Here is a 25,523-nt window from a genome sequence, read left to right as displayed (position 1 = left end):
GTCGAGGTGTCGCCGAGGGTCGACGGCTCGTCCTCGGCGATCTTGCGCAGGATACGGCGCATGATCTTGCCGGAGCGGGTCTTCGGCAGGCCGGGCGCGAACTGGATCAGGTCCGGCGAGGCGATCGGCCCGATGTCCTTGCGGACCCAGGCGACCAGCTCCTTGCGCAGCGCCTCGGACGGCTCGGTGCCCTTCATCAGGGTGACATAGGCGTAGATGCCCTGGCCCTTGATGTCGTGGGGGTAGCCGACCACGGCGGCTTCCGAGACTGCGGGATTGGCGACCAGCGAACTCTCGACCTCGGCGGTGCCCATGCGGTGGCCGGAGACGTTGATGACGTCGTCGACCCGGCCGGTGATCCAGTAATAGCCGTCGGCGTCGCGGCGGCAGCCGTCGCCGGTGAAGTACTTGCCCTTGTAGGTCGAGAAATAGGTCTGCTCGAACCGGGCATGATCGCCATAGACCGTGCGCATCTGGCCCGGCCAGGATTTTGCGATGCAGAGGTTGCCGGAGGTCTCGCCGTCCAGCACCTTGCCGTCGGCATCGACGATTTCGGGCACCACGCCGAAGAACGGCCGGGTTGCCGAGCCCGGCTTGAGTTTGGTTGCGCCGGGCAGCGGCGTAATCAAAATGCCGCCGGTCTCGGTCTGCCACCAGGTGTCGACGATCGGGCAGCGCTCGTCGCCGACCACGCGATGATACCATTCCCAGGCTTCCGGATTGATCGGCTCGCCGACCGAGCCGAGCAGCCGCAGCGATTTGCGCGAGGTCTTCTTCACGGGATCGTCGCCGAACTGCATCAGCGCGCGGATCGCGGTCGGCGCGGTGTAGAAGATGTTGACCTTGTGCTTGTCGATCACGTTCCAGAAACGGGAGTTGTCCGGGTAATTCGGCACGCCCTCGAACATCAGCGTGGTCGCGCCATTCGCGAGCGGCCCGTAGAGGATGTAGCTGTGGCCGGTGACCCAGCCGACATCGGCGGTGCACCAGTAGATGTCGCCGTCGTGATAGTCGAAGACGTATTGATGCGTCATCGAGGCGAACACGAGATAGCCGGCGGAGGTGTGCAGCACGCCCTTCGGCGTACCGGTCGAGCCTGACGTGTAGAGAATGAACAGCGGATCCTCCGCGTTCATTGGCTCGCACGGGCACTCCGAGGTCACCATCTCGGCGGCCTCGTGATACCAGAGGTCGCGCGTCGGGTTCATATCGATCGCACCACCAGTGCGCTTCACCACGACGACCCAGTCGACGCCGCCGCTCTTGGCAATGGCCGCGTCGACATTGGCCTTCAGCGGCACCTTCTTGCCGCCGCGCAGGCCTTCGTCGGCGGTGATGATCACCTTGGATTCGCAGTCCTTGATGCGCTGGGCGAGGCTGTCGGGCGAGAAGCCGCCGAACACCACCGAGTGAATGGCGCCGATCCGCGCACAGGCCAGCATCGCGTAGGCGGCCTCCGGAATCATCGGCAGATAGATCGTGACGCGGTCGCCCTTCTCGACGTTCCTTGTGCGCAGGATGTTGGCCATCTTGCAGACTTCGTCGTGCAGCTCGCGGTAGGTGATGTGCTTGGACTCGGAGGGATCGTCGCCCTCCCAGATGATCGCGGTCTGGTCGCCGCGCGTCTCCAGATGGCGGTCGATGCAGTTCCAGGCGACGTTCAGCTCGCCGTCCTCGAACCATTTGATCGAGATGTTGCCGGGCGCGAAGGAGACGTTTTCAACCTTGGTGAAGGGCTTGATCCAGTCGACCCGCTTGGCCTGTTCGCCCCAGAAGCCATTGGGGTCCTTGACCGAGCGCGCGTACATCTCGCGATATTTGGCGTCATCGACATAGGCGCGCTTGGCCCAGTCGGACGACACCGGATGAACCTGCTCTGCCGACTTGTTTGCGTTTGCGGTCATCAACCAACCTCCGAGAGATCACGTGGCTTCACGTGGCTTGGCTTTCAGAAAATCCGTCACGATCTTAATCTGGTCCGGCGTCGTCAGCGGTGGCACATGGCCACGGTCGTCGAAACGGAAAACGTCGGCGCGACGATTCCGACGTCGCATTTCATTCGTCAAGTCGATCGACAGCAGGTCCGATTTGGCACCGTGCAACACCAGCATCGGCACCTTGATCGCTTCCCAATACTTCCAGAGGTCCAGCGGCGCGTAGAACCAGGGCGTCTTGAAAGCCTTGGCGATCGCGGGATCGCACAACACGGCATAGCGCCCGCTGGCTTCGTCCCAGCGCAGGCTGTGGATCACAAGATGCCGCCAATGCTCATCGGCCAGATAGCCGTAGGGAGCGAGCACCGCGCGGAAGTACGTCTCGCCGTCCTCGATTGTCGCAAACGACGTCGGCATGTCCGCGATGTAGCCGCCGATCCGCCGCAGCCCGGTCGAAGACACGAATGGACCGATATCGTTGATCACGAGCTTCCGGATGATGCTTCCGGAAAAGCCGGCCATCACGATCCCGATCAGGCCGCCGAGGGATGTTCCGACCCAATCGACCTCCCTCACACCAAGGCGCGCGATCAGTGCGTTCATGTCGGAGCAATATTGCGGTAGCGAATAATCGTCCGGACCGATCCGGCCGCTTCGACCGCGGCCCGGCAAATCGGGACAGATCACCCGCCGCCCGCTCGCCGCGAGATCCGCGGCGAGATAGTCGAAGTCCCGCCCTTGCCGCGTCAAGCCGTGGACACAGATCACCGGCCGCTCGTCGTCGATCGGTCCCCAGTCAACATAGGCAATCTCGTGAAAGCCCGACGGCGACAGGCCGAGCAGCCGATCCTCGCGATCCGGCTGCAGGCATCCAGACCTGCGGTCTGAGACCTCCCCCATCACTTCTTCCGCTCCGTCAAACATCCGGTCTCTCCGGCAAACGGCTAAGCTTGCGACCTGCCCGACGGGTCGATGGATGCCTGCGACCGCGCAAAACGTTGCGCTTCCGCCTGGGTCTCGAAGATGTGCGGCGCCACATGGCGCTCAGCGAGCCCCTCCCCGAGCTTCATCCGCATGAACGCGCTCGTGGTGTAACGGGATGCCGAGCTGTAATAGCGCTTCTCGAGATAGGCGATCATCGAGAAATAGGTGTCGCTGACCTGCGGCTCGAGATGGAATCCGTCATAGTTGGCGATCAGCGCAACCGGCTTTCCGACCACCCGGCAGGCGTTCTCGACCTCGCGGCGGACCAGATCGACGTCCTCCACGGTTCGAACCTCGAAGCCTTCGAAGTTGACGAACAGCGTATTACGTTCCGCGTCGTAGCTGATGCGATCGGCAAGGTTGCGGCCGAGCAGCATGTGCTCCAGCCCCATCGGATGGTCTCGGAAAATCCGCGCGTCCATCGGGCGAACGTTGCGGATCAGCGGCTTGAAATCCATCTGGCCGAGGATATCGCGATCGATATCGATCCCCGGTGCGACCTCGATCAGTTCGAGCCCGGCGGGCGTTCGCTGCAGGACGCAGCGCTCGGTCACGTAGAACACCGACTGGCCGGTTTCCGCGGCATAGTCTCCGCTGAAGGTGATCTGCTCGACCTCGGCAATGAACTTCCGCATCGTGCCTTCGCGCAGGATGTGGACAGCCTCGTCCTCGACCGCGAGCTTGAGTCCGCCGCTGGTGAAGGTGCCGGCAAAGACGATCTTCTTGGCACTCTGGGAGATGTTGATGAAGCCGCCGGCGCCGGCCAGCCGTGACGAGAAGCGGCTGACATTGACGTTTCCGGCACGATCGGCCTGAGCCATGCCGAGGCAAGCGAGGTCGAGCCCGCCGCCGTCGTAAAAATCGAACTGCTGATTCTGGTGGATGACGGCGTCCGGATTGAGCGCGGTGCCGAAATTGAGCCCGCCCTGGGGCATGCCGCCGATGACGCCCGGCTCGGCCGTCAGCGTCAGATATTTCAGCATATGCTCCTCGGCGGCGACTGCCGCCACGCCTTCCGGCATGCCGATGCCGAGATTGACAACGCCGCCCGGCGGCAACTCGAACGCGCAACGCCGTGCGATGATCTTGCGCTCGTCGAGCTCGAGCGGCTGAACGCGGTCCATCGGCACGCGCTGGCGGCCAGAAAAGGCATGGCTGTAGGCCGTTCCATAGGTCTGCGGATGGTTCTCGGGATCGGCGACCACGACGCAGTCGACCAGGATGCCGGGAATCTGGACCTCCCGCGGATTGAGCGAATTGCTCGCGGCGATGCGCTCGACCTGCACGATGACAAACCCGCGCGAATTCTTGGCCGCCATCGCCATCGCCAGATTGTCGAGCGTCAGCGCCTCACGCTCCATGGTGATATTGCCGGTGGGATCGGCGGTCGTGCCACGCAGGATCGCGACGTTGATCGGAAACGCCTTGTAGCGCAGCCACTCCTCGCCACCGATGGTCAGCAGTTCAACGAGATCCTCGGTCGTCTTCTCGTTCAGCTTGCCGCCCTCGAGCCGGGGATCGACGAAGGTGCGCAGTCCGATTTTCGTAATCGTGCCGGGGCCGCGCGCAGCGATGCTGCGGTAAAGATGCGAGATGCAGCCGAGCGGCAGATTATAGGCCTCGATGCGGTTGGCGAGCGCCAGTTCGCCGAGCTTCGGCACCAGCGCCCAGTGCCCGCCGACCACCCGCTTGACCAGGCCGTCATGGGCAAGACGGTTCAGGCCACGCTCCTTGGAATCACCGGGCGCCGCGGCGAACAGCAGCGTCAGATCGGAGGGATGACGCGTTTCGCGATAGCGCTTCTCAAGCGCAATCAGGAGCTCGTCGGGCGTGCCGACGCCGACGAAACCGGACGTGCAGACCGTGTCGCGATCCCGAATGATCGCGACGGCTTCGTCGGCGGATACGATTTTGTTCTTCATCAATGCGCCTCAATCCCTGGCCGCCAGCCATTCGGCGATACCCTTGCTCAGCCGTCCCTGCGACTTGCTCGACACGAACAGCCCGACATGGCCGCCCGGCAACGGGATTTCCGTGTAGTCCTTCGTACCGATCAACGCACCGAGCGCCTTCGAACAGGTCGGCGGGATGATATGGTCGTCGAGCGCGAAGACGTTCAGCGTTGGCGCCGAGATCGCCCGGAGATCGACCTTGCGTCCGGACAGCGTGAAGGTGCCGTTGACGAGCCGGTTCTCCTGATAGAGATCCTTCAGCCACTGCTTGGCCGCCTCGCCGGGATGAGCCGGCCGGTCCGCAAGCCACTTCTCCATCCGCAGGAAATTCATCAGCCTGGCTTCGTCGTCGATGACGTCGATCAGGTCGATATTGTACTTGGTCAGCGAGCGCATCGGCGTCATCAGCGAGAACACCGAGCTCATGAATTCGCCGGGCAGTCCCCCATAGGTATCCACCAGCCGATCGACATCGGCGCCGTCGAGGCTCCGGGTCCAGAGATTGAGGAAGCCATGGTGGGTGTCGGGATCGTCGCGATCGGCGTGAAAATCGATCGGTGTGATGGTCAGGACGAGGCCCTTCACCTTGTCCGGGTGAAGCGCGGCGTAGCAGGTCGTGAACACGCCACCTTCGCAGATGCCGAGCAGCGTGATCCGGTCATGCCCGGTCTCGCGGCAGACGCGCTCCACCGCGGCGTGGATATAGTCGTCGACGTAATCGTCGATCGTCAGCCAGCGCTCGGTACGGGTGGGCTGGCCCCAGTCGATCAGCCAGAGGTCCAACCCCTGCGACAGCAGGCTGCGGACCAGCGAGCGGTCTTCCTGCAGGTCCGCCATGGTATAGCGGCCGATCAGGCCATAGGCCAGCAGCACCGGCGTCCTGACCTTCTGTTCGGTCAGCGGCTCATAGCGAAACAGCTCGACCTTGTCGCGACGCATCACGAGCTTCTTCGGCGTCGCTCCGACATCGACGTCCCGGTCCTTGATATCAGACAGCAGCTTGCCGGCCTTGAGCAGCTTGTCCGTCATGTCGGCGAACCCGCCGGCCGCCCCCTTGTTCGGCGTCTGGCTGCTCATGCGTCACCTCGCGGTGGTGGCTCGCCGGACGTACCGATCCGGCGTTCCAGAGCACGCATCTCGCGCCTGAGTTCGGTGAGCTGGCGGGTGACGTCGTCGAAATCGCGTTGGGTTGGAACTCCCAGCACGGCCGCGATCGTGTCGGCGATGTCGGATTGCCGGGCGCGGAATTCCGTCGCCGCCTGCAACAATTGCTTTTGCGCGACCAGGAAGTCCTCGGTGCGCTGGTTGGCGATCAGTTCCTCATTGGCAAGCTGGTTCCAGGCGCCGAGTTGCTCGCGCCAGCCGGCGTTCGGCTCGGCGCCACCGGGCTGCGGCCGGCGCGCATTGTACTGCTCGGCAGCGCGCATCCAGGGCCGCGCGGCGACGACGTGATAGGCCGCAAGCTTGCTCTGCAACTCGCTCCAGGCCACCGCAACGCTGGCAAGCTTCCGGTCAAAATCCAGAACGTCGGCCAGCCGCGGTCCTCCCGCCATCCGCTCGATGGCTTCGGCGAGATCGTTGCCCGCCGCCATGCCGAAGCCGCTCTCGGCGGCGCGCTTCATGATGAAGGGCAGCATCGAATTCGACCAGCTCTCGCTGATCCCGGCGCCGGTGCCAAGCATCGCGCGCCAGGACTCCATCCACTGCGCAGCGACCGGCCCAAACGGGCTGGCGTCACTTTGCTCAGCCATGGGAGGCCTGCACGTAGCGATTGCTGCTATCGTCGAAAGCGGCGCTGTAGATCGCGTAGGCGTCTTCCAGCGTCAGCTCCCGGGGATTGTTGACCAGAAGGCGCGTCTGCTTCATCGCGTCCTCGGCGAGTCTTTTCAGGTCGTCCCGGCCGATGCCGACCGCCGCCAGCGACGCCGGGACCTGGCAATCGCGACCGATCGACGTCATCTCGTCGATGAAGGCACGCGCCTTTTCCGCCTGGGTGGTCGCATGCAGGCCGGGCCTGACGATCTCGGCGAGTTCCGCATAGAGCGCTTCGGCCGCCGAAAGATTGAACTCGAGCACGTGGCGCAGCACCAGCGCGTTGGACAGCCCGTGCGGAACATGGAAGATCGCGCCGATCGGATAGGCCAGTGCATGGACGGCAGCGACCGGCGCATTGGCGAACGCCATTCCCGCAAGCATCGATCCCAGCAGCATCTGCGAGCGCGCCGCCAGGTCGCCGCCGTTCTGGCAGGCGCGGCGGATGTTGGCCGACAGCAGCCCGAGCGCCTGCCGCGCCAGTTGGTCGGACATCGGGTTCTTCCTGACCTTGCTGGTATAGGCCTCGATCGCATGCACCATGGCGTCGATGCCGGTCGCCGCCGTAACCGGCGCCGGAAGGCCCAGCGTCAGTTCGGGATCGAGGATCGCCCAGTCCGGAATCAGCACCGGCGAGACGACGCCTTTCTTCTCGGTGGTTGGCGTGGTGACGATCGCGATCGGCGTGACTTCCGAGCCTGTGCCGGCCGTGGTCGGCGCCAGCAGCAACGGCAGGCGCTTGCCTTTCGCCAGTCCGACGCCATAGATGTCGTCAAGACGGTCCGGAGTCTTGGCAAGATAGGCCACGAGCTTGGCGGTATCCAACGCGCTGCCGCCGCCGATCGACAGCACAAGTTCGGTCTGGTTGGCCCGAGCTGCCGCAACAGCGGCTTCCACGACATGCGACGGCGGATCGGCGACAACGTCGTCGAAGACGCTGACCTCGATGCCGGCCGCCGCCAGCGCAGCCTCGGCGCCCCGCGTCAGCCCTGCCCCGCGCACGCCCTTATCGGTCACCAGCATGACGCGCCGCGCACCATAGCCGGCGACCAGTTCGTCGATTTTTTGCGAGGCGCCCGGCTCGAACAAGATGTTCGACGGCGCCTGAAAGGTGAATTTTCCGATCATGTTCCCGATCCTTTGGTCCCGCCAAACTGGCTCATGCGTCCGGCTTATGCCCGCCGATGCTGCGCCGCGGCCTGAAGTTCATCGACCAGCACGCGGGTATTCTCGGAATAATCGATTGCCACGTCGACGAGATGGACGCCGCCGCCCTTGAAGGCGGCTTCCAGCGTCGGCAGCAGCCCGTCTATCGAAGTGACGCGTGAGCCCTTGGCACCATAGGACTCGGCATAACGGACGAAGTCGGGATTGCCGAAGGTGAGGCCGAAATCCGGGAACGCGTCGACCGCCTGCTTCCAGCGGATCATGCCGTAGGCGCCATCATTGAGGACCAACACGACCAGGTTGAGCTTGAGGCGGACCGCAGTCTCCAATTCCTGGCTGTTCATCATGAAACCACCGTCGCCGCAGATCGCCATCACGCGACGGTCCGGATGCAGCATCGCCGCCATCATCGCCGACGGCAGGCCGGCGCCCATGGTGGCGAGCGCATTGTCGAGCAGCAGCGTGTTAGCCACATAGGTCCGGTAATTGCGCGCGAACCAGATCTTGTACATGCCGTTGTCGAGCGCAACGATGCCGTTCTCCGGAATCACCTGGCGGATATCGTGCACCAGCCGCTGCGGCGTCACCGGCCAGCGGCTTTCGGTGGCGCGATCCGCGATGCGGCCAAGAATGCCCTCGCGCAACGGCAGCAGCGCCTTGGCGTTCGGCAGCTTGCCCTCGACCCGGTCGGCCAGCACCTCGAGGCTCGGTCCGACGTCACCGACGACCTCGGCATCCGGGAAATAGACCTGCTCCACCGTCGCCGGCGTATAGCTGACGTGGATCACCTGGGGACCCTGCGGTCCCATGATGAATGGCGGCTTCTCCACGGTATCATGGCCGATCGCGATGATCAGGTCGGCCTGGTCGATCGCCTCATGGACATAATCGCGCTCGGAAAGCGCGGTTGTTCCCATATAGAGACTGGTGCCGCCGGGTACCGTCCCCTTGCCCATCTGGGTCGTGAAGAACGGGATGCCGGTGCGCCGCACGAAGCTGGCAATACCGAACGTCGAACGCGGCCGGCTCGCCGCCGCGCCCAGCATGATCAGCGGCCTCTTCGCGGCCAGAATGATCGCCGCGGCACGATCGAGCGCGGCGCGATGCGCCACCGGGATATCGATGGGGTGGATCGGCACCATCGGGACCGGCTCGACCTCGTCTCCGGCAATGTCTTCCGGGAGTTCGAGAAGAACCGGCCCCGGCCGTTCCTCCATCGCAACCCGAAACGCATCGCGGACCAACGTCGGAATGCTCGCAGCGCTGACGATCTGCCGCGACATCTTGGTCAGCGGCTTCATCGCAGCAATGACGTCGACGATCTGGAAGCGCGCCTGGCGGCTGCTCATGATCGCCTTTTGCCCCGTGAGCATCAGCATCGGCATGGCGCCGAGATGCGCGTAGGCCGCGCCGGTCGAGAAATTCAGCGCGCCGGGGCCGAGCGTCGCGATGCACACGCCCGGACGGCCAGTAAGCCGGCCGTGGGTCGCCGCCATGAACGCTGCGGCCTGCTCGTGCCGGGTCAGCACCAGCTCGATCTTCGAATTCCGAAGCGACTCGACAACATCAAGGTTTTCCTCGCCCGGCACGCCAAAGATGCGGTCGACGCCCTCATGCTCCAATGCCGCGACCAACAGGTCAGAACCCTTAACCATCTATCCACTCCCTGCTGTCGATCGATCTGCCTACGGCGAGACGCCGGTGCTTCGACCAACGGTTTCGTCAATTGCAAAAAACAGTTTTGCTTCGTGCCGGTGCCTCGAACGGCGGCACGAGCCGAGCCCATCATCCCCTGTCCGGGCGGTCACGCCGCGAGGCGTTTGATCACCGCGCTGGCAAAATCGGCTGTCGAGACCTTGCCGCCAAGATCCGCCGTCCGCACATTGTCGATCTGTAAGGTCTGCTCGATCGCGGTCCGCAACCTGACGGCCTGATCGTCCTTGTTGACGTGCTTGAGCATCAACGCGGCCGCCAGCAGCAGCGCGAGCGGATTGGCGATCCCCTTGCCCGCGATATCCGGGGCTGAGCCGTGCACCGCCTCGAAGATCGCAGCCTTTTCGCCGATATTGGCGCCCGGTGCCATGCCGAGTCCGCCGACGAGGCCTGACATCAGGTCGGACAGGATATCGCCGAACAAATTGGTGGTGACGATGACATCGAACTGCCAGGGATTCATCACGAGCTGCATGGCGCAGGCATCGACGATGCGGTCGTCCATCGCGACACGCCCCTCATATTCCTTGGCGATCTCGCGGCCGGCCTGCAGGAACAGCCCGGTCAGCGCCTTCAGCACATTCGCCTTATGCACCACGGTGACCTTTTTCCGGCCGTGAGCCAGCGCATACTCGAATGCAAAGCGGACAATCCGCCGCGCCTCCGCGTGCGTGTTGACGCCCGAGGAGATCGCGACCGCATGCGGATCGTCGCCGACGGCGATGAAATGCTCGAACGCCACGTAAAGGCCTTCGATATTCTCCCGGACCAGAACGAGGTCGATGTCCTCATAGCGCCCGCCGGGCACCATGGTCTTCACCGGCCGCAAATTGGCATAGAGCTCGAACTCCTCGCGCAGTCGTACGTTCACCGAGCGAAAGCCGCCACCGACAGGCGTCGTCAGCGGCCCCTTCAGCGCCAGCTTGGTGCGGCGGATGCTGTCGATCAATGTCCCCGGCAGCGGATCGCCGCCGCTCTGGATACCGGCCATGCCGCCCTGCTGCACATCCCACTCGAATGGTGCGCCCATTGCATCGAGGATGCGCGTCACCGCTTCCGTGATCTCTGGACCGATCCCGTCACCGGGTATCAACGTCGCCGGAATTTTGCCTGACATCTCTGTTTCTCCAGAATTATCGTGAAGCGTTCAATAGGATCAGCCCACGTCATGCCGCGAGCTGGCGCAGCACATAGGGCAGGATGCCGCCGTGCTTGTAATAGTTGAGCTCATCCAGCGTATCGATACGGCAGGTCACCGGCACCTGTTTCACGGAGCCGTCATCCATCGTGACGTCGACGGTTATGCGCTGGCGGGGCGCGATGTCGGAAAGCCCGGTGATGGAGACTTGCTCGGCGCCGGTCAGGCCGAGGCTCTTCCAGGAGGCGCCCTCGTCCAGGACGAACGGCAGGATGCCCATCCCCACCAGATTGGAGCGATGGATGCGCTCGAAGCTCTGCGCGATCACGGCGCGGACACCGAGCAGCTTGGTGCCCTTCGCCGCCCAGTCGCGCGACGAGCCGTTGCCATATTCGACGCCGGCGAAGACGACCAGCGGAACATGGTCGCGCTGGTAGCGCATCGCGGCATCGAAGATCGACATCCGCTCGCCGGACGGTTGATGCACGGCCCAGCCACCCTCAGGCGTATTGCCGCCCCCGTCCTTCACGGCAAAATTCCTGATGCGGATGTTGGCAAAGGTGCCGCGCACCATCACTTCGTGATTGCCGCGTCGCGTGCCGTACTGGTTGAAGTCCTCCTGTCGCACCTGGCGGCCGCGCAGGAATTCGCCCGCCGGCGACGACGCCTTGATCGATCCGGCGGGCGAGATGTGGTCGGTCGTGATCTTGTCACCGAACAGACCAAGGATCCGCGCGCTGACGATGTCACTGGTCGGCGCCGGCGTCATGGTGATGCCCTCGAAATAGGGTGGATTCTGCACGTAGGTCGACGACATGTTCCAGCGGTAGGTCATGCCGGTGGCGACCTTGACGGCCTTCCAGTTGGCATCACCCTCGAAAACGTCGGCGTATTTGCTCTCGAACATCGCGCGAGTGACGTTCTCGCGAACGAACTGTTCGATCTCGGTGTTGGAAGGCCAGATATCCTTGAGATACACCGGCGCGTCATCCGATCCCGTGCCCAAAGGCTCGCTCGCGAGATCAATCTGCAGCGAACCTGCGAGCGCGTAGGCGACCACAAGCGGCGGCGATGCCAGATAGTTCGCCTGCACGTCGGGCGAGACCCGTCCCTCGAAATTCCGATTGCCGGACAGCACCGCCGCGCCGATCACGCCATTATCGTTGATCGACTTCGAAATCTCGGGCGGCAGTGGCCCCGAATTGCCGATGCAGGTGGTGCAGCCGAAGCCGACAAGATAGAAGCCGAGGGCGTCGAGATCCGTTTGCAAGCCGGACTTTTCAAGATACTCGGCCACGACCTGCGAACCAGGCGCGAGCGATGTCTTGACCCAGGGCTTTGCGGTGAGACCTTTGCGCGCCGCATTCCGGGCCAAAAGGCCGGCGCCAATCAGGACCGACGGATTTGACGTGTTGGTGCACGAGGTAATGGCTGCGATGACGACGTGGCCGTGGCCAAGTTTGAAATCCTTGTCTTCGACGACAAATTGCTTCGCGGCGTGGCCCTGCTTGCCATACTCACTTTCAAGCGCGGCGAGAAAGTTGGTCTTGGCGACATCGAGGCTGACCCGGCCCTCGGGACGCTTCGGGCCGGCGAGCGACGGCACCACGTCATCGAGATTCAATTCAAGCGTATCGGTGAAGACCGGATCCGGCATGCCCGGTGTCCGGAACAGGCCCTGCGCCTTGGCGTAGGCCTCGACCAGCGCGATCCGGTCACTCGAGCGGCCGGAGAGATCGAGATAGTTCAACGTCTCCCGGTCGACCGGGAAAAAGCCGCAGGTTGCGCCATATTCCGGCGCCATGTTGCTGATGGTAGCGCGGTCGGCAAGCGTCATGTGGTCGAGGCCTGGCCCGAAGAATTCGACGAACTTTCCAACCACACCCTTCTTGCGCAGCATCTGGGTGACGGTGAGGACGAGGTCGGTTGCGACAACGCCCTCGCGCAGCTTGCCGGACAGCCTGAAGCCGATGACCTGTGGCACCAGCATCGACAGCGGCTGGCCGAGCATCGCGGCCTCGGCCTCGATGCCGCCGACGCCCCAGCCGAGCACGGCCAGACCATTGGCCATGGTGGTGTGACTGTCAGTACCGACCAGCGTGTCGGGATAGGCGAAGGTCTCGCCGTCGCTTTGCTTGGTCCAGACTGTCTGCGCCAGATATTCGAGATTGACCTGGTGGCAGATGCCGGTGCCCGGCGGCACGACGCGGAAATTAGCGAAGGCGCCCTGCCCCCATTTCAGAAAATCGTACCGCTCGCCATTTTGCTCGTATTCACGGGCGACGTTGTCCCGCAACGCATGCGCATTGCCGAAATGATCAACCACGACGGAGTGGTCGATCACGAGGTCGACCGGCACCAGCGGATTGATCCGCGAGGGATCGCCGCCGAGCCTCGCCATCCCGTCGCGCATCGCGGCAAGATCGACGACTGCAGGGACGCCGGTGAAATCCTGCATCAGGACACGCGCGGGACGAAAGCCGATCTCGGCGCCGGCCGATCCGCGGTCCTCGGTCCATCGCGCCAGCGCCTCGATGTTGGCGCGCGTCACCGAGCCCCCGTCCTCGAACCGTAGCAGGTTCTCCAGCAGAACCCTGAGCGAGAACGGCAGGCGCGAAATGCCCGCCAGACCGTTCTTCTCGGCGTCGGGCAGAGAAAAATAGGTGTAGGCCTGTCCGCCGACGGTCAACGTCTTCCGGCATTTGAAGCTGTCAAGGCTGTTCATGGGGTCAACGATCCTTTCGGGCAGACGATCTTCGACGGGTATTGCGGTGATCCGTGCCACGAGGTCATTTCAGGTAACCCATGATGATGAGGACCAGCGTGATGGTGATCGCGCCGCCGATCCGGGTCGCGATCTGGGCAAACGGCATCAGCTGCATGCGGTTGGCCGCGGTCAGAATGGCGACGTCTCCGGTTCCACCTTGTCCGCTGTGGCAAGCGTTCACGATCGCTGTTTCGATCGGATACAGATTCATAAACTTGCCGACCGCGAATCCGGTCGCCATGATCGTGACCACGGTCGACACGATGGTGATGATGTTGGCGAAATGAAACGCCGCGACCAGCTTGTCCCATGGCGTCAACGCGACACCGATTGCGAACAGCAGCGGATAGGTCATGTTGGTCCGTACGAACTCGTAGACCACCAATCCGCCGCGCTGCAGCTCCGGCGATACTGCGCGGGTCAGCTTGGCCAGCACTGCCAGGAACAGCATCGCGACCGGCGCCGGCAAGCCGATCAAATGATGGCAGAGCACGCCGAGGAGATAGAGCGTGATCGCGGTCAGCCCGGCGGCTGCGATCGTGGTCACGCCGACATGGCCGACACCCTGCTCGGCGCCGCCTTCCTCATGCACCGCCTGGACATCGATGTCACCGTCTTGATGCGGCTGAAGTCGGCCCTCACCGGTGAGGCTCGGATATTTCTTGCCGACGAAATTGAGCGTGCCAGCGAGAATGATCGCCGTTAGGCTCCCCAGCATGACCGGCGGAAGGACCTGCGCAAAGACTTCGCCCTGTGGTACGCCCGTCAGCGCGGCGTACCCGATCGACAGCGGAATCGCACCTTCACCAACGCCACCGGCCATGATGGGGATGACCACGTAGAAGAACGTATGCGAGGCGCCAAGTCCGAGCGCGGTGCCGACCGCGGTCCCGACAATTGCGGCCACGACGGAGCCGACCGCGAGCGGCACGAAGATCTTCAGAAAGCCGCGGATCAGGACATCGCGGTCCATCGCAAAGATGCTGCCGACAATGATGGATGCGATGAAGAGGTAGAGGAAATTGGTCGACTTGGTGAAGTCGATGATGGATGTCTCGACCTGCGCCGGGATCAGGTGATAGAAGGCCAGCGCCGACGGAATGAAGGTGGCGAAGATCGCACCGGCGCCGATGCTGCGCAGCACCGGGATCCGCTTGCCGATCTCGGCGCAGGTGAAGCCACCAAGCACCAGCACCACGATCATTGTCGGCCCGTCCGACTTGATCTCGCCGGTATAGACCAGTGCGGCGACGAGAGCGACGAGCAAGGCATAAATCGGAACCGGGACAATTCCGATCCGGATATCGGTGAGACGCCACCACCCCTCAGGCCAGAAACGGCTGATGACGCCCGTCGAATTCTCACCGACCGACCGCGCCGTGCTCTCGTGATGCGAAGCAATCCCGCCTGCGTCCTGCGAGGCCATGTCCGCTCTCCTCCCGGTATTTTTTGCCAGATATCAACAATCGCCTGTGCCGTGTGGGCCGAGGGGCGAACGCCGTTCCGGTCGTCTTATCGGGCGACAGCCTAGATCACTCAACCTGTCAGCAAGCTGTCACGTCGCGTCGTCTGCGATGGATACCTCGTGGCATACGGAAAACCACGATCAATGCGCGGCGCTCGCGGCCGGTGACCCTGATGGCATCTGCTGCCGGCTGAGCGACACGACCAGTACAAATCCAACGGCCGACAAGCCGGCGAGCGGGAGCAGCCCGAGCGCGAAGCTTCCAGTCGCGTCCTTGATGGTGCCGAGCAGATAGCTTCCGAAGAACCCGCCCAGATTGCCAATCGCATTGATCTGCGCGATCGCTGCGGCTGCGACACCTGCCGACATCCATTCGGTCGACAGCGCCCAGAACGGCCCCTTCATGATGTAGGTCGCCGTTACGGCTACACACAGGATGGCGATCGTCGGCACCAGCGCGCCGGTCAGACCGGCCGCAGCAAGGCTTCCGGCCAGCAGCGCCAGCGGAATGGCCGTGTGCCATTTGCGTTCGCCGGTCCGATCTGAATTGCGCCCCCAGAGCAGCATCAGCACCGACGCGACGCCGAACGGTATCGAGTTCAACAGCCCGGTCTGGATATCGCTCAGACCGAAGGATTTGATGATCTGCGGCTGCCACAGCGACAGACACTGGCTCGCGCCGGAAGCCCCGGCGTAGATCAGGGAAGCGGCCAGGACATATTTGTTGGAGAAGACCTGCCAGAGCGAGAGATGGCCGACCTTCGCTTCCGGCGATGAATTCTCCTGGGCTAGACGGCCCGAGAGCCACTGTCGCTGCTCCTCGCTCAACCATCGCGCCCCCTCAGGCCGATCGACCAGAAAGAAGAACGCGACGATGCCGAGAATGACAGCCGGAACCGCCTCAAGCACGAACATCCACTGCCAGCCGTGAAACCCCAGCAAGCCGTTAAACTGAAGCAAGCTGGCCGAAATCGGCGAGCCGAAGAAGCTCGAGAGAGGGATCGCTACCATGAAGAGCGCGACGATGCGGCCGCGGTATTCTTTAGGGAACCAATATGTCAGGTACAGAATCACGCCCGGAAAGAAGCCGGCCTCCGCGGCGCCGAGGAGGAGGCGGACCGCGAAGAATGAATACGGTCCCACCACAAATGCCATGCAGGCGGAGACTAGTCCCCACGACACCATGATCCGTGCGATCCAGATCTTCGCGCCGACCTTCGCCATCGCAAGATTACTCGGCACCTCGAACAGGACGTAGGTGATGTAGAACAGGCCACCGCCAAGCCCGAACGCTGCCGCCGACAGCCCGATGTCACTATTCATCTGCAAGGCGGCGAAGCCCACATTGACCCGGTCAACGAAGGCAATGAAGTAACAGATCATCAGGAAGGGAATGATGCGCAGCGTAACACGCTTCATCGTCACCGCTTCGAGTTGCGCTTCAGTTGTCGCCATGATCAATGTTCCTCCCGGGAAGTTGTTCTTGCTTGATTTTGGCAAGAGGATAGCCGCCTAACCTGTCAACAAGCTGTCATCCGCTTCGCTTGCGGCGTTCAGCGCGCCTGAAGGGACTCTCTCCAGTCCTTCAGGAATCGCTGACGCTTGGCCTGATCAAGATAGGTCATCAGGTCGATGCTCAACGCGATCGGCCGCAGCGCCTTGGCCGCATCGACATAGCCGGGAATGGCCGGCTTCATATCGTCACGAACGGATCCCAGGGAATGCCCGGCCAACGCGGTCTGGCCACCGCGTGACAGCAAGAAATCGACGAAGCGACGGGCCAGTTCCGGTTGCGGCGCCGACTGCGGAATCAGTGCGATCCGCGACAGCAACAGCATGTAATCGCTCGGAAAGACGACGCCGAGATCTGGATCGTGCTTGGCGCGCTCCAGCGCGTAGGAACCCAGCACATTGTATGCCAGCAGCAGCTCGCCGCTACTGACGCGGTTGATCATCGGGTCCGACGAGGCATAAAGCTTGACCCCTGCCTGTCCCATCGCCGCCACCAGCTTCCAGGTCTGGGTCGTGACGCGCACGTCCTGGGTGATGAACAGCAGACCGGTGCCGCTCAGTTCGGGATCGTAGGTCGCGATCTTGCCGCGGAACACCGCCAGGTGATCCGTCAGCAGGCGTAGCAGGTCGGCATGGTCTTTCGGCACCAGACCGCCCTGCAGCAGGCGCTTGTTGTAGACGATCACCACCGGTTCGGCGGTGACGCCGTAAGCGCGATCTTTCCAACGCGCCCAGTCGAAAATCCCGTCGGCTTCAGGCGAGCGATATTCAGCCGCGTACCCATCATTGGCAAGCTTGATCTGGAGGTCCATGGACGAACTCCAGATCACATCGGCCGTGCCCTTTGTCCCGGAATGCTTCACTGCATCGTCGAACAGGTCCGTCGACAACACCTTTGAATACTGAACCAGAACGTCAGGGTTCCGATTCATGAATTCGGTCAGGAGATCGGCGACTTCGGACCTGTCGGTCGTACCGTGCACTGCAAGATGAACCTGCGGGCGACCGGCGTTGGCGTTGCCGTCGACCAGGGTTTCGGCGCGAGGCGCGGTAGCGCCGAACAGAAGATACAATACAAGCCCACACAGGCCGGCGGCTCGATGGTACGCCGGCAAGCGTGGCGACAAGTTCGCATGGACGATACGCAATCTTTTGACCTCGTGGAGCATCTGAACTTACATTGCCGCGTTTGGCAACGCCCGCGGCCCTGACTCGAGGTTCATCGTCTTGCGTATCCTGGTCGTTGAGGATGACACGTCGCTGGTCGAAGGCCTCAGGAAGGCGTTGGCACCGTCGGGCATCGCCGTCGACCACGAGACGAGCGGATCGGACGCAATCGGGATCGTCCCATCCGAAGCCTACTCGCTGATCGTGCTCGATCTCGGTCTGCCGGACCTGCCGGGCCAGGAGGTGCTTCGCAGGCTGCGCAGCAATGGCTGCGAGGTACCGATCCTCATCCTCACAGCGCTCAGCGACGTGAGGGACAAGGTCAAATGTCTCAACCTTGGAGCCGATGATTACCTTACAAAGCCGTTCGACCTGGATGAATTCGAGGCGAGGGTCAAGGCTTTGGTGCGGCGCGGCAAAGGCCGCCTCGATCCGATCTTGCGATGCGGATCCTTGTTGCTGGACACCTCTTCCGCAACGGCCATCATCGACGACCAGCCATTGTTGCTGCGCCGCCGCGAAGTCACCGTTCTCGAGATCCTGATGTCACATGCCGGCCGGCTGGTGCGCAAGGAGCGGCTGATCTCGGAAATCTTCGGCTTCGACGAAGCGGTCGCGCCGAACGCCATCGAACTCTATATCGGGCGGCTCAGGCATAAACTCGGACCCAGGGGACCCACAATCAAGACGATACGGGGCCTTGGCTATCTGATGGAGAACAAGTGACCGCAAAGCGAGTCCCTTCACTACGCCGCGCGCTGCTTCTCAATCTGCTGGTTCCAACCAGCGCGCTCGCCGTTGCGTTTGGGCTCGCCGGTTTGCTGCTGATCAGCAAAACGATCGAAAGCGCCTATGATCGCGTTCTCGACGGCTCGGTGAAGGCGATCGCTGAAAAGGTCGCCGTCGAAGACGGAGAAATCACGGTCGACCTGCCTCAGGTCGCGCTTGGGATGCTCGAGAGCAGAGCTAACGACAGCGTCTATTATAGTGTATCCCACGGCGAGGTGCTCATCACGGGCTATCAGGATCTGCCACGTTCCGACGCCGCCGCGATCCCGGTCGGGAGCGTCAAGCATTTCGATTCCCTCTATCGGGGAGTTGCGGTCCGCGTCGCGGCGATGACCCAAGCGGCTTACGGCAAACCGCACCCGGTCCTGATCGAGGTCGCGGAGACCATGAACGGACGAACGGCAGTGCAGCGTCAGCTCCTGCTCGCGCTGGCGGCGCTGGAAGTCGCCATCATCGCCACCGCCGCCATCCTGGTCTGGTTTGCTGTCCGGCGGGCGCTTTCGCCGCTGGTCGATCTTGGACGCGAGATCGATACGCGGCAATTGGGAACGGGAGCAAGCCTGGACCGGCTCGAGCTCGAACGCATCCCGATCGAAGCACATCCGCCGGTGCGGGCGATGAACGAGCTGTTCGCCCGTCTCGAGGTCGCGATCGAGGTGATCCGGGACTTCATCGCCGATGCTTCGCACCAGATGAAGACGCCGCTCGCTTCACTGCGCGTCCATCTGGCGCTGCTGCAACGCGACACCAGCCAACTGCCAACCAATGTCGAGACCATCGCCGAGATCGAGAGATCGACCAAACATCTGGATCGGCTGGTCGCCCAGCTCATCGTGATGGCGCGGGTGGAGCAGGCTGCGGTTGCCACGCCAACTGAGGATACGCCTTCCACCGATCTCGTCGCGAGCACAAGCGAGGCCATCGTCACCATGGCGCCCTTCGCGGCCGCGAAGAATGTCGAGCTGGCGTTTGACTGCGAGATCGACAATGCACCGCTCCACGCAGATCCATCGGCGCTGCACGACATTCTGACCAACCTGATCGACAACGCGATCAGGTACAATCGCGAGGGTGGTAGCGTGATTGTCGGTGTCGTCGCTAGCCCTGGCCAGTATGGCGTGAAGATCGCAGACAACGGCCCGGGCATTGCGCGAGAGTACCGCGAGCGAGTATTCGATCGCTTTTACCGCATACCTGCGGCCACCCGTCCTCCCGGCTCCGGGCTCGGGCTCTCCATCGTCCGCGCCTTGGTGGAGCAAAGTGCCGGCACGATAACGCTAACGGAAGGCATCGACGGTCGCGGCCTGACTGTCACACTCAATTTTCCTGCGGACGCCGTGGACGACTGAGCTCACCCGCTCGCATCGCAACGCCGACTTTTATTACCCGGCGGAGGCCGATGCCTCCGGAAGGGTTTCGAGATGACACGCTACCCACTGATTGTCTCCGGCCAACCGAAGCTCCGGCTCCTCTGCTCTGCAACGATCGAACACGAATGGACACCTGGTGTTGAAACGGCAGCCGCTCGGTGGGTTGATCGGGCTCGGCACATCACCCTTCAGGATGATCGGGTTTCTGATAGCGCCAGGCTCCGGCACCGGCACGGCCGAGAGCAAGGCCTTGGTGTAGGGATGCCCCGGCGCGGTGAAGATTTGCTGCCTCGGCGCCATCTCGACGATCTTGCCGAGATACATCACGGCGACCCGGTGCGTCATGTGTTCGACGATAGCCAGGTCATGGCTGATGAAGAGCAGCGCAAGACCGAATTGCTGCTGCAGATCCTGCAGCAAATTGACGATCTGGGCCTTGACCGAGACGTCGAGCGCCGACACCGCCTCGTCACAAACGATCAGGTCGGGCTCCGCCGCAAGCGCGCGGGCGATCCCGATGCGCTGGCGCTGACCGCCGGAGAATTCGTGCGGCCGCCGGTTCAGCGCGTCGCGCGGCAGGCGCACGGTGTCCATCAGCGCGACAACGCGCGCCTCGAGGTCGGCAGAGGATTTGGCAAGTCCAAAATTGCGGATCGGCTCGGCCAGGATATCGCGCACGCGCATCCGCGGATTGAGACTGGAGAACGGATCCTGGAACACCACCTGCACGCGGCGGCGCATGACACGCAGCCCGGCAGGTGAAGCATCGTCGATTCGCTGGCCATCAAGCACCACCTGGCCGGCGGTGATGTCGAACAGACGCAGGATGGCCCGGCCGACCGTCGACTTTCCGCAGCCGGATTCACCGACAAGCGACAGGGTCTCGCCACGTTCGACCTCAAAGGACACGCCATCCACGGCGTGGACCAAACCGGAGCGGCGGCCGAACAGGCCGCCGCGAACCGGGAAGTGCTTCTTGAGGTCGTTGACCTGGAGCAGCGGGACGCTCATGCCGCGGCAGTTTCTTTGGCAGCGTAGTGGCACGCGGCGATGTGGCCGGGGCCCTTCTCTTCGAGACCCGGCGCGACCTCACGGCAGAGATCGGTCACGAGCGCACACCGCCCGGCAAACACGCAGCCCACGATTGCCTTCTTGAGGCTGGGCACTTGTCCGGGGATCTCGGCAAGCCGCCGCGCGGCGCCGCTGAGAGACGAGCCGAGCCTGGGCACCGCACCGAGCAGGCCCTGCGTATAGGGATGGCGGGGGGAGCGGAACAACTCGGCCACCGGCGCTTCCTCAACCTTGCGGCCGGCATACATCACCATGACGCGCTCCGCGATCTCGGCGACCACGCCGAGATCATGGGTAATCAGGACGATCGCCGCACCGACCCGGCGCTTGAGGTCCAGCATCAATTGCAGGATCTGCGCCTGGATCGTGACGTCGAGCGCCGTGGTCGGCTCGTCGGCAATCAGGAGCTTTGGATTGCAGGCCAGCGCCATGGCGATCATCACGCGCTGGCGCATACCCCCCGAGAGCTGATGGGGATACTCGCGCACGCGCCGCGCCGGCTCCGGGATGCCGACCAAATTCAGCATCTCGATAGCGCGTGCCTCCGCGGCCTGCTTGTCCAGCCCTTGATGCATCCGCAACGTCTCGCCGATCTGGCGGCCGACGGTCAGCACCGGGTTGAGGCTCGACATCGGTTCCTGGAAGATCATTGAAATGTCGTTGCCGCGGATGGAGCGCATCTCGCGCTCGGAGAGTTGCAGCAAATCCCTTCCCTGGAAACGGACCACACCCGCGATCTTGCCCGGGGGCTCGGGAATGAGCCGCATCAGCGACATCGAGGTGACCGACTTGCCACAGCCGGATTCGCCGACGATCGCCAGCGTCTCGCCTTCGTCGACCTGGAAGGACACGCCGTCAACCGCGCGGTTGATCCCGTCGGGAGTCCGGAAATGGGTCTGCAGATTCTCGACTTCGAGCAATGCCATTGGATCAAAACCCTCGCCTGGCCTACAGGCTCTCTACAGGCTCTTGGCCATGCGCGGATCGAGCGCATCACGAAGACCGTCGCCGAGCAGGTTGACGGCGAGCACGGTGACAGACAGGAACGCGGAAGGAAAGAACACGATGTAAGGCTTGACCTGCCACAGTGCCCTGCCCTCGGCCATGATGTTGCCCCAGGATGGAATGGTCGGCGGCGTACCCGCGCCGATGAAGGAGAGAATGGACTCCACGATCATGGCACTGGCGCAGATATAGGTGGCCTGGACCAGCATCGGCGCCAGCGTATTGGGCAGGATGTGACGCACGATGATCATCGGCGTTCGCGTTCCGGAGGCGACGGCGGCGTCCACATAAGGCTGCTCGCGCAGCGACAGCACCACGCTGCGCACGAGGCGCGTAACGCGCGGGATCTCGGCGACGGTGATGGCCAGGATGACGTTGCCGACGCTGCCGCGCGTCAAGGCCATCAGCGCAACCGCGAGCAGGATCGGCGGTATCGACATCAACCCGTCGATGAATCGCATCAGGATGCCGTCTGCCCACCGCACGAAGCCCGAGACGAGGCCGATGGCAAGACCTGCGAGCGAGGCCAGGATTGCCACCGAAAGGCCAACGGTGAGCGAGACCCGCGCCCCGTAAAGCACGCGTGAATAGATGTCGCGGCCCAGCATGTCGCTGCCGAACCAGAAGTCCGCGGAAGGCGCGCGTGTCCGCTTGGCAGGCGCAAGCGCCGTCGGGTCGACGGTCCCGAGATAGGGCGCGAAGATCGCGATCAATACCAGGCAGAGCAGCAATGCGCCACCGATCGCAACGGTCGGATGGCTGCGGAGAAAGCCTGATACGCCGTGGCGGATTTTCACCGGCTGCAGCAGATCAGGCAGCTGCGGTGCGATCACGAGGCCGGGCGGCAGGGCTGCGGTGCTGATGCTCGATACGGTCAATAGCGGATCCTCGGGTCGACCAGTGTGTAAATGACGTCAACCATCAGATTGACGATCACGTAGAGGAAGCTGAACAGCAGCACGATGCCCTGGATGACCGGATAGTCGCGGCGCAGGATCGCGTCGATCGTCAGTCGGCCAAGGCCCGGGATCGCGAACACGCTTTCGGTCACGACCGCGCCGCCGATCAGCAGGGCAATGCCGATACCAATCACCGTCACAATCGGGACGGCGGCGTTCTTCAGCGCATGAACGAACAGGATGCTGGGCATGCCAAGGCCCTTGGCGCGGGCGGTGCGGATGTAATCCTGCTGCAGCACTTCAAGCATCGAGGCCCGGGTAATGCGCGCGATCAGCGCGATGTAGACGCAGCCGAGCGCGACCGACGGCAGGATCAGATTCTGCAGCCACGGCCAGAAACCCTCGGCCAGCGGCGTGTAGCCCTGCACGGGAAGCCACTCGAACTTGAGCGCGAACACGTAGGCCAGCATGTATCCGACCACGAAGACGGGAAGCGAGAAGCCGAACACGGCGAACGCCATGATGGTGCGATCGATCCAGCTGCCCGCTTTCCACGCCGCCACCACCCCGAGCGGGACCGCGATAAGGATTGTCAGCAGCAGCGTGAGCACCATCAGCGAGAGCGTCGGCTCGATGCGCTGCGCGATCAATTTCGAGACCGGCAGGCTGGTAAAGATCGAGGTGCCGAGGTCGCCATGAAGGATGTGCCAGAGCCACGAGCCAAACTGCACCAGGAACGGCCGGTCGAGACCGAGGCTCTGGCGAATCCGTTCAACGTCGGCGGGACTGGCCTGATCGCCGGCGATCACCACCGCCGGATCGCCCGGCGCAATGTAGAGCAGACTGAAGACGAACAGCGCGACGATTGCCATCACGGGCAACGTCGAGAGAATGCGCCGCAGGATATACGAGACCATGTCGGTTTACCGTGCCGTCATGCGGTCTTCGACACGCCCCAGAAGAACGGCAGCGGCCCCTTCGTGACACCGGCAACGTTCTTGCGCCACGCTGTGTAGCCGAGGAAGAATCCGGTCGGCGCATAGACCACGTCATCGAGTGCCGCCTTGTTGAGATTATTGATCGCGGCCTTCTCTTCATCGAGATTCTTGGCGTCGAACCATGCCACGACATCCTTCTCCACGGCCTCGCTCGACGGCCAGCCGAACCACGCCTTGTCGCCGTTGGCGCGAATGGCGTTGTAGGGCGCGGGATTGATGCAGTCCGCGCCAGCGTGCCAGGTGTGGAACATACTCCAACCGCCCTGCCCCGGAGGCGTCTTCACGGCGCGGCGGGAGCCGACCGTGCCCCAATCGGTCGCGACGAAATCGACATTCATGCCGAGCTTCTTTAGCAAATCCGCCGTGACGTCGCCCTGCGCCTTGGTGATCGGTTGATCCTGCGCCACCAGGCAGGTGACCGGCTGGCCCGAATAACCGCTCTCGGCCAACAGCTTCTTGGCCGCGTCGAGATCGCGCTTGCCTTTGAGGATCTCGCCGCCCGCCTCCGAATAGAGCGGCGTACCCGGCGTGAAGAAGCCCGGCAGTTCCTTCCAGAGCGAGGTGTCGTCCCCAACCAACGCCCGCATGTAATCTTCCTGGCTCATCGCCATCAGCACGGCACGCCGCGCCCTCACGTCGTTGAAGGGCGGATAGAGGTGGTTCATCCTGAACGAACCGACGTTGCCGAGCGGGTCGGCGATGTCGACATTGATGTTGCGGTTGCTCTTGAGCACCGGCACGAGATCGGTGATCGGGCTCTCCCACCAATCGACCTCGCCGTTCTGCAATGCGGCCGCTGCCGTGGCGGGATCCGGGATGACGACCCATTCCAGGCGATCAATCAAGATCTGCTTGCCGCCGGCGAGCCAGGACGCCTTCTCCTGCCGCGGCACATAGTCGGTGAATTTCTCGAACACCGCCTTGGCGCCAGGGACCCACTCGGCCTTCGCGAACTTCATCGGCCCCGAACCGACATAGTCGGTGATCTGCTTGAACGGGTCGGTCTGCGCGATGCGTTCCGGCATGATGAAGGCGATCGGCGTGTTGTTCTTGCCGAGCGCATAGAGCAGCTTCGGATAAGGCGCCTTCAGCACCAATTTGAAGGTCTTGTCGTCGACGGCGGTCAGTTCCTGCTGGATCGCCTTGATCATCAGCCCCATCGGATCGCGCACCGACCAGCGCGCGATGCTTGCGACGACGTCCTTGCTCCGTACCGGCTCGCCATCGTGGAACTTCAGCCCCGGCCGGAGGCGAAAGGTCCAGGTCAGCCCGTCATCGGTGACTTCCTCGGACTCGACCATCTGGCGCTGCGGCTGCAGCGTCGCGTCGACGCCATAGAGCGTGTCCCACACCAGCGCGGCGGCGTTGCGCACGACATACTGGGTCCCCCAGATCGGATCGAAATTCGCAAGGTTGGCCTGCGGCACGAAGCGCAAGGTGCGCGCCGCAGCATTCTGGGAAAGGGCCGGCATCGAAACACCGCCGGTCGCCGCCAGGCTGCCCACCCCGGCCAATCCTTTCAACAGGGTCCTGCGATCCATGAAACTCTCCAAGCGTCGGGTTGATGTGGCGATTCCGTCCGTTTCAGAGGCCGGGGGTTCGGCGCCAAGTGAGGTGAAACGGACGGTCGGATCGATGATGACTGATTATTTTGCGTGCAAATGGTATGCCAGCGCGGTCCACGGCGCCAGCGGCGGGTTGGCGCGGCGGCAACGACGGGGCAAATTCGATCGGGCGCATTTTCAATGTGATCACATGGGCTTGCGGGCGCCGATGAGGT

19 protein-coding genes are annotated in these 25,523 nt (G+C 63.2%); 2 read left to right on the top strand and 17 right to left on the bottom strand.

The window, feature by feature from the left end:
* The 12 genes from acs to UP09_RS20100 all read right to left on the bottom strand — a co-directional run.
* A partial coding sequence (gene acs, locus UP09_RS20155; RefSeq protein ID WP_044540026.1) for an acetate--CoA ligase occupies positions 1-1,904 on the bottom strand: 1,904 nt, incomplete at its 3' end.
* 18 nt (positions 1,905-1,922) lie between these two features.
* Positions 1,923-2,858, bottom strand: a complete 936-nt coding sequence (locus UP09_RS20150) for an alpha/beta fold hydrolase (protein WP_245302076.1) — start codon at positions 2,856-2,858, stop codon at positions 1,923-1,925.
* Between the two features lie 20 nt (positions 2,859-2,878).
* Positions 2,879-4,840: an acyl CoA:acetate/3-ketoacid CoA transferase gene (locus UP09_RS20145; protein ID WP_044540025.1), complete on the bottom strand. Its 1,962-nt coding sequence runs from the start codon at positions 4,838-4,840 to the stop codon at positions 2,879-2,881.
* Positions 4,841-4,849: 9 nt separating this feature from the next.
* Complete coding sequence (phaC, locus tag UP09_RS20140) at positions 4,850-5,899, bottom strand: class III poly(R)-hydroxyalkanoic acid synthase subunit PhaC (RefSeq protein ID WP_245302078.1); 1,050 nt, start codon at positions 5,897-5,899, stop codon at positions 4,850-4,852.
* 44 nt (positions 5,900-5,943) lie between these two features.
* Positions 5,944-6,621: a poly(R)-hydroxyalkanoic acid synthase subunit PhaE gene (locus tag UP09_RS20135; RefSeq protein WP_044540023.1), complete on the bottom strand. Its 678-nt coding sequence runs from the start codon at positions 6,619-6,621 to the stop codon at positions 5,944-5,946.
* Complete coding sequence (locus UP09_RS20130) at positions 6,614-7,807, bottom strand: iron-containing alcohol dehydrogenase (protein WP_156164688.1); 1,194 nt, start codon at positions 7,805-7,807, stop codon at positions 6,614-6,616. The genes UP09_RS20135 and UP09_RS20130 overlap by 8 nt, the downstream gene beginning before the upstream one ends.
* Positions 7,808-7,854: 47 nt before the next feature.
* Complete coding sequence (locus UP09_RS20125; RefSeq protein ID WP_044540021.1) at positions 7,855-9,504, bottom strand: acetolactate synthase large subunit; 1,650 nt, start codon at positions 9,502-9,504, stop codon at positions 7,855-7,857.
* Between the two features lie 149 nt (positions 9,505-9,653).
* Positions 9,654-10,679, bottom strand: coding sequence for an isocitrate/isopropylmalate dehydrogenase family protein (locus tag UP09_RS20120; protein WP_044540020.1), 1,026 nt, complete (start codon positions 10,677-10,679; stop codon positions 9,654-9,656).
* 49 nt (positions 10,680-10,728) lie between these two features.
* Positions 10,729-13,425 (bottom strand): aconitate hydratase AcnA, encoded by a 2,697-nt coding sequence (acnA, locus tag UP09_RS20115; protein WP_044540019.1) that lies wholly within the window; start codon positions 13,423-13,425, stop codon positions 10,729-10,731.
* Between the two features lie 64 nt (positions 13,426-13,489).
* Complete coding sequence (locus UP09_RS20110; protein WP_082070211.1) at positions 13,490-14,893, bottom strand: 2-hydroxycarboxylate transporter family protein; 1,404 nt, start codon at positions 14,891-14,893, stop codon at positions 13,490-13,492.
* Between the two features lie 180 nt (positions 14,894-15,073).
* Positions 15,074-16,387 (bottom strand): MFS transporter, encoded by a 1,314-nt coding sequence (locus UP09_RS20105; protein WP_044540018.1) that lies wholly within the window; start codon positions 16,385-16,387, stop codon positions 15,074-15,076.
* A gap of 98 nt (positions 16,388-16,485) precedes the next feature.
* Positions 16,486-17,613 (bottom strand): ABC transporter substrate-binding protein, encoded by a 1,128-nt coding sequence (locus UP09_RS20100; RefSeq protein ID WP_082070210.1) that lies wholly within the window; start codon positions 17,611-17,613, stop codon positions 16,486-16,488.
* A gap of 58 nt (positions 17,614-17,671) precedes the next feature.
* On the opposite strand from UP09_RS20100, the gene UP09_RS20095 reads away from it, so the two are divergent.
* Together UP09_RS20095 and UP09_RS20090 are read left to right on the top strand one after the other, a co-directional pair.
* Positions 17,672-18,337 carry a response regulator gene (locus UP09_RS20095; RefSeq protein ID WP_044540017.1) on the top strand — a complete coding sequence of 222 codons (666 nt, stop codon included), beginning with the start codon at positions 17,672-17,674 and terminating at the stop codon, positions 18,335-18,337.
* A complete protein-coding gene (locus UP09_RS20090) occupies positions 18,334-19,749 on the top strand; it encodes a sensor histidine kinase (protein ID WP_044540016.1) in 1,416 nt (471 codons plus the stop codon). Before UP09_RS20095 ends, UP09_RS20090 begins: the two co-directional genes overlap by 4 nt.
* A gap of 33 nt (positions 19,750-19,782) precedes the next feature.
* Here UP09_RS20090 and UP09_RS20085 read toward each other — a convergent pair whose 3' ends face one another.
* From UP09_RS20085 to UP09_RS20065, 5 genes are read right to left on the bottom strand one after another with little or no spacing between them, the layout of a single operon-like run.
* Complete coding sequence (locus tag UP09_RS20085; RefSeq protein ID WP_044540015.1) at positions 19,783-20,781, bottom strand: ABC transporter ATP-binding protein; 999 nt, start codon at positions 20,779-20,781, stop codon at positions 19,783-19,785.
* On the bottom strand, positions 20,778-21,767 hold the full coding sequence (locus UP09_RS20080; RefSeq protein ID WP_044540014.1) for an ABC transporter ATP-binding protein: 990 nt from the start codon (positions 21,765-21,767) through the stop codon (positions 20,778-20,780). Before UP09_RS20080 ends, UP09_RS20085 begins: the two co-directional genes overlap by 4 nt.
* 33 nt (positions 21,768-21,800) lie before the next feature.
* On the bottom strand, positions 21,801-22,724 hold the full coding sequence (locus UP09_RS20075) for an ABC transporter permease (protein ID WP_044540013.1): 924 nt from the start codon (positions 22,722-22,724) through the stop codon (positions 21,801-21,803).
* Positions 22,721-23,662: an ABC transporter permease gene (locus UP09_RS20070; protein ID WP_044540012.1), complete on the bottom strand. Its 942-nt coding sequence runs from the start codon at positions 23,660-23,662 to the stop codon at positions 22,721-22,723. Before UP09_RS20070 ends, UP09_RS20075 begins: the two co-directional genes overlap by 4 nt.
* Positions 23,663-23,679: 17 nt before the next feature.
* Positions 23,680-25,284, bottom strand: coding sequence for an ABC transporter substrate-binding protein (locus UP09_RS20065; protein ID WP_044540011.1), 1,605 nt, complete (start codon positions 25,282-25,284; stop codon positions 23,680-23,682).
* Between the last annotated feature and the right edge of the window lie 239 nt (positions 25,285-25,523).

It is taken from the genome of Bradyrhizobium sp. LTSP885, from assembly GCF_000938305.1.
Lineage (GTDB): Bacteria > Pseudomonadota > Alphaproteobacteria > Rhizobiales > Xanthobacteraceae > Bradyrhizobium.
This window is presented reverse-complemented; position numbering and strand designations above follow the sequence as displayed.

Coding starts and splice junctions, on each gene's coding strand:
- phaC (WP_245302078.1), bottom strand. CDS start 5,899: ATGACGGACAAGCTGCTCAAGGCCGGCAAGCTGCTGTCTGATATCAAG.
- UP09_RS20125 (WP_044540021.1), bottom strand. CDS start 9,504: ATGGTTAAGGGTTCTGACCTGTTGGTCGCGGCATTGGAGCATGAGGGC.
- UP09_RS20070 (WP_044540012.1), bottom strand. CDS start 23,662: ATGGTCTCGTATATCCTGCGGCGCATTCTCTCGACGTTGCCCGTGATG.
- acnA (WP_044540019.1), bottom strand. CDS start 13,425: ATGAACAGCCTTGACAGCTTCAAATGCCGGAAGACGTTGACCGTCGGC.
- UP09_RS20120 (WP_044540020.1), bottom strand. CDS start 10,679: ATGTCAGGCAAAATTCCGGCGACGTTGATACCCGGTGACGGGATCGGT.
- UP09_RS20085 (WP_044540015.1), bottom strand. CDS start 20,781: ATGAGCGTCCCGCTGCTCCAGGTCAACGACCTCAAGAAGCACTTCCCG.
- UP09_RS20150 (WP_245302076.1), bottom strand. CDS start 2,858: ATGTTTGACGGAGCGGAAGAAGTGATGGGGGAGGTCTCAGACCGCAGG.
- UP09_RS20105 (WP_044540018.1), bottom strand. CDS start 16,387: ATGGCGACAACTGAAGCGCAACTCGAAGCGGTGACGATGAAGCGTGTT.
- UP09_RS20135 (WP_044540023.1), bottom strand. CDS start 6,621: ATGGCTGAGCAAAGTGACGCCAGCCCGTTTGGGCCGGTCGCTGCGCAG.
- UP09_RS20100 (WP_082070210.1), bottom strand. CDS start 17,613: ATGCTCCACGAGGTCAAAAGATTGCGTATCGTCCATGCGAACTTGTCG.
- UP09_RS20080 (WP_044540014.1), bottom strand. CDS start 21,767: ATGGCATTGCTCGAAGTCGAGAATCTGCAGACCCATTTCCGGACTCCC.
- UP09_RS20145 (WP_044540025.1), bottom strand. CDS start 4,840: ATGAAGAACAAAATCGTATCCGCCGACGAAGCCGTCGCGATCATTCGG.
- UP09_RS20065 (WP_044540011.1), bottom strand. CDS start 25,284: ATGGATCGCAGGACCCTGTTGAAAGGATTGGCCGGGGTGGGCAGCCTG.
- UP09_RS20110 (WP_082070211.1), bottom strand. CDS start 14,893: ATGGCCTCGCAGGACGCAGGCGGGATTGCTTCGCATCACGAGAGCACG.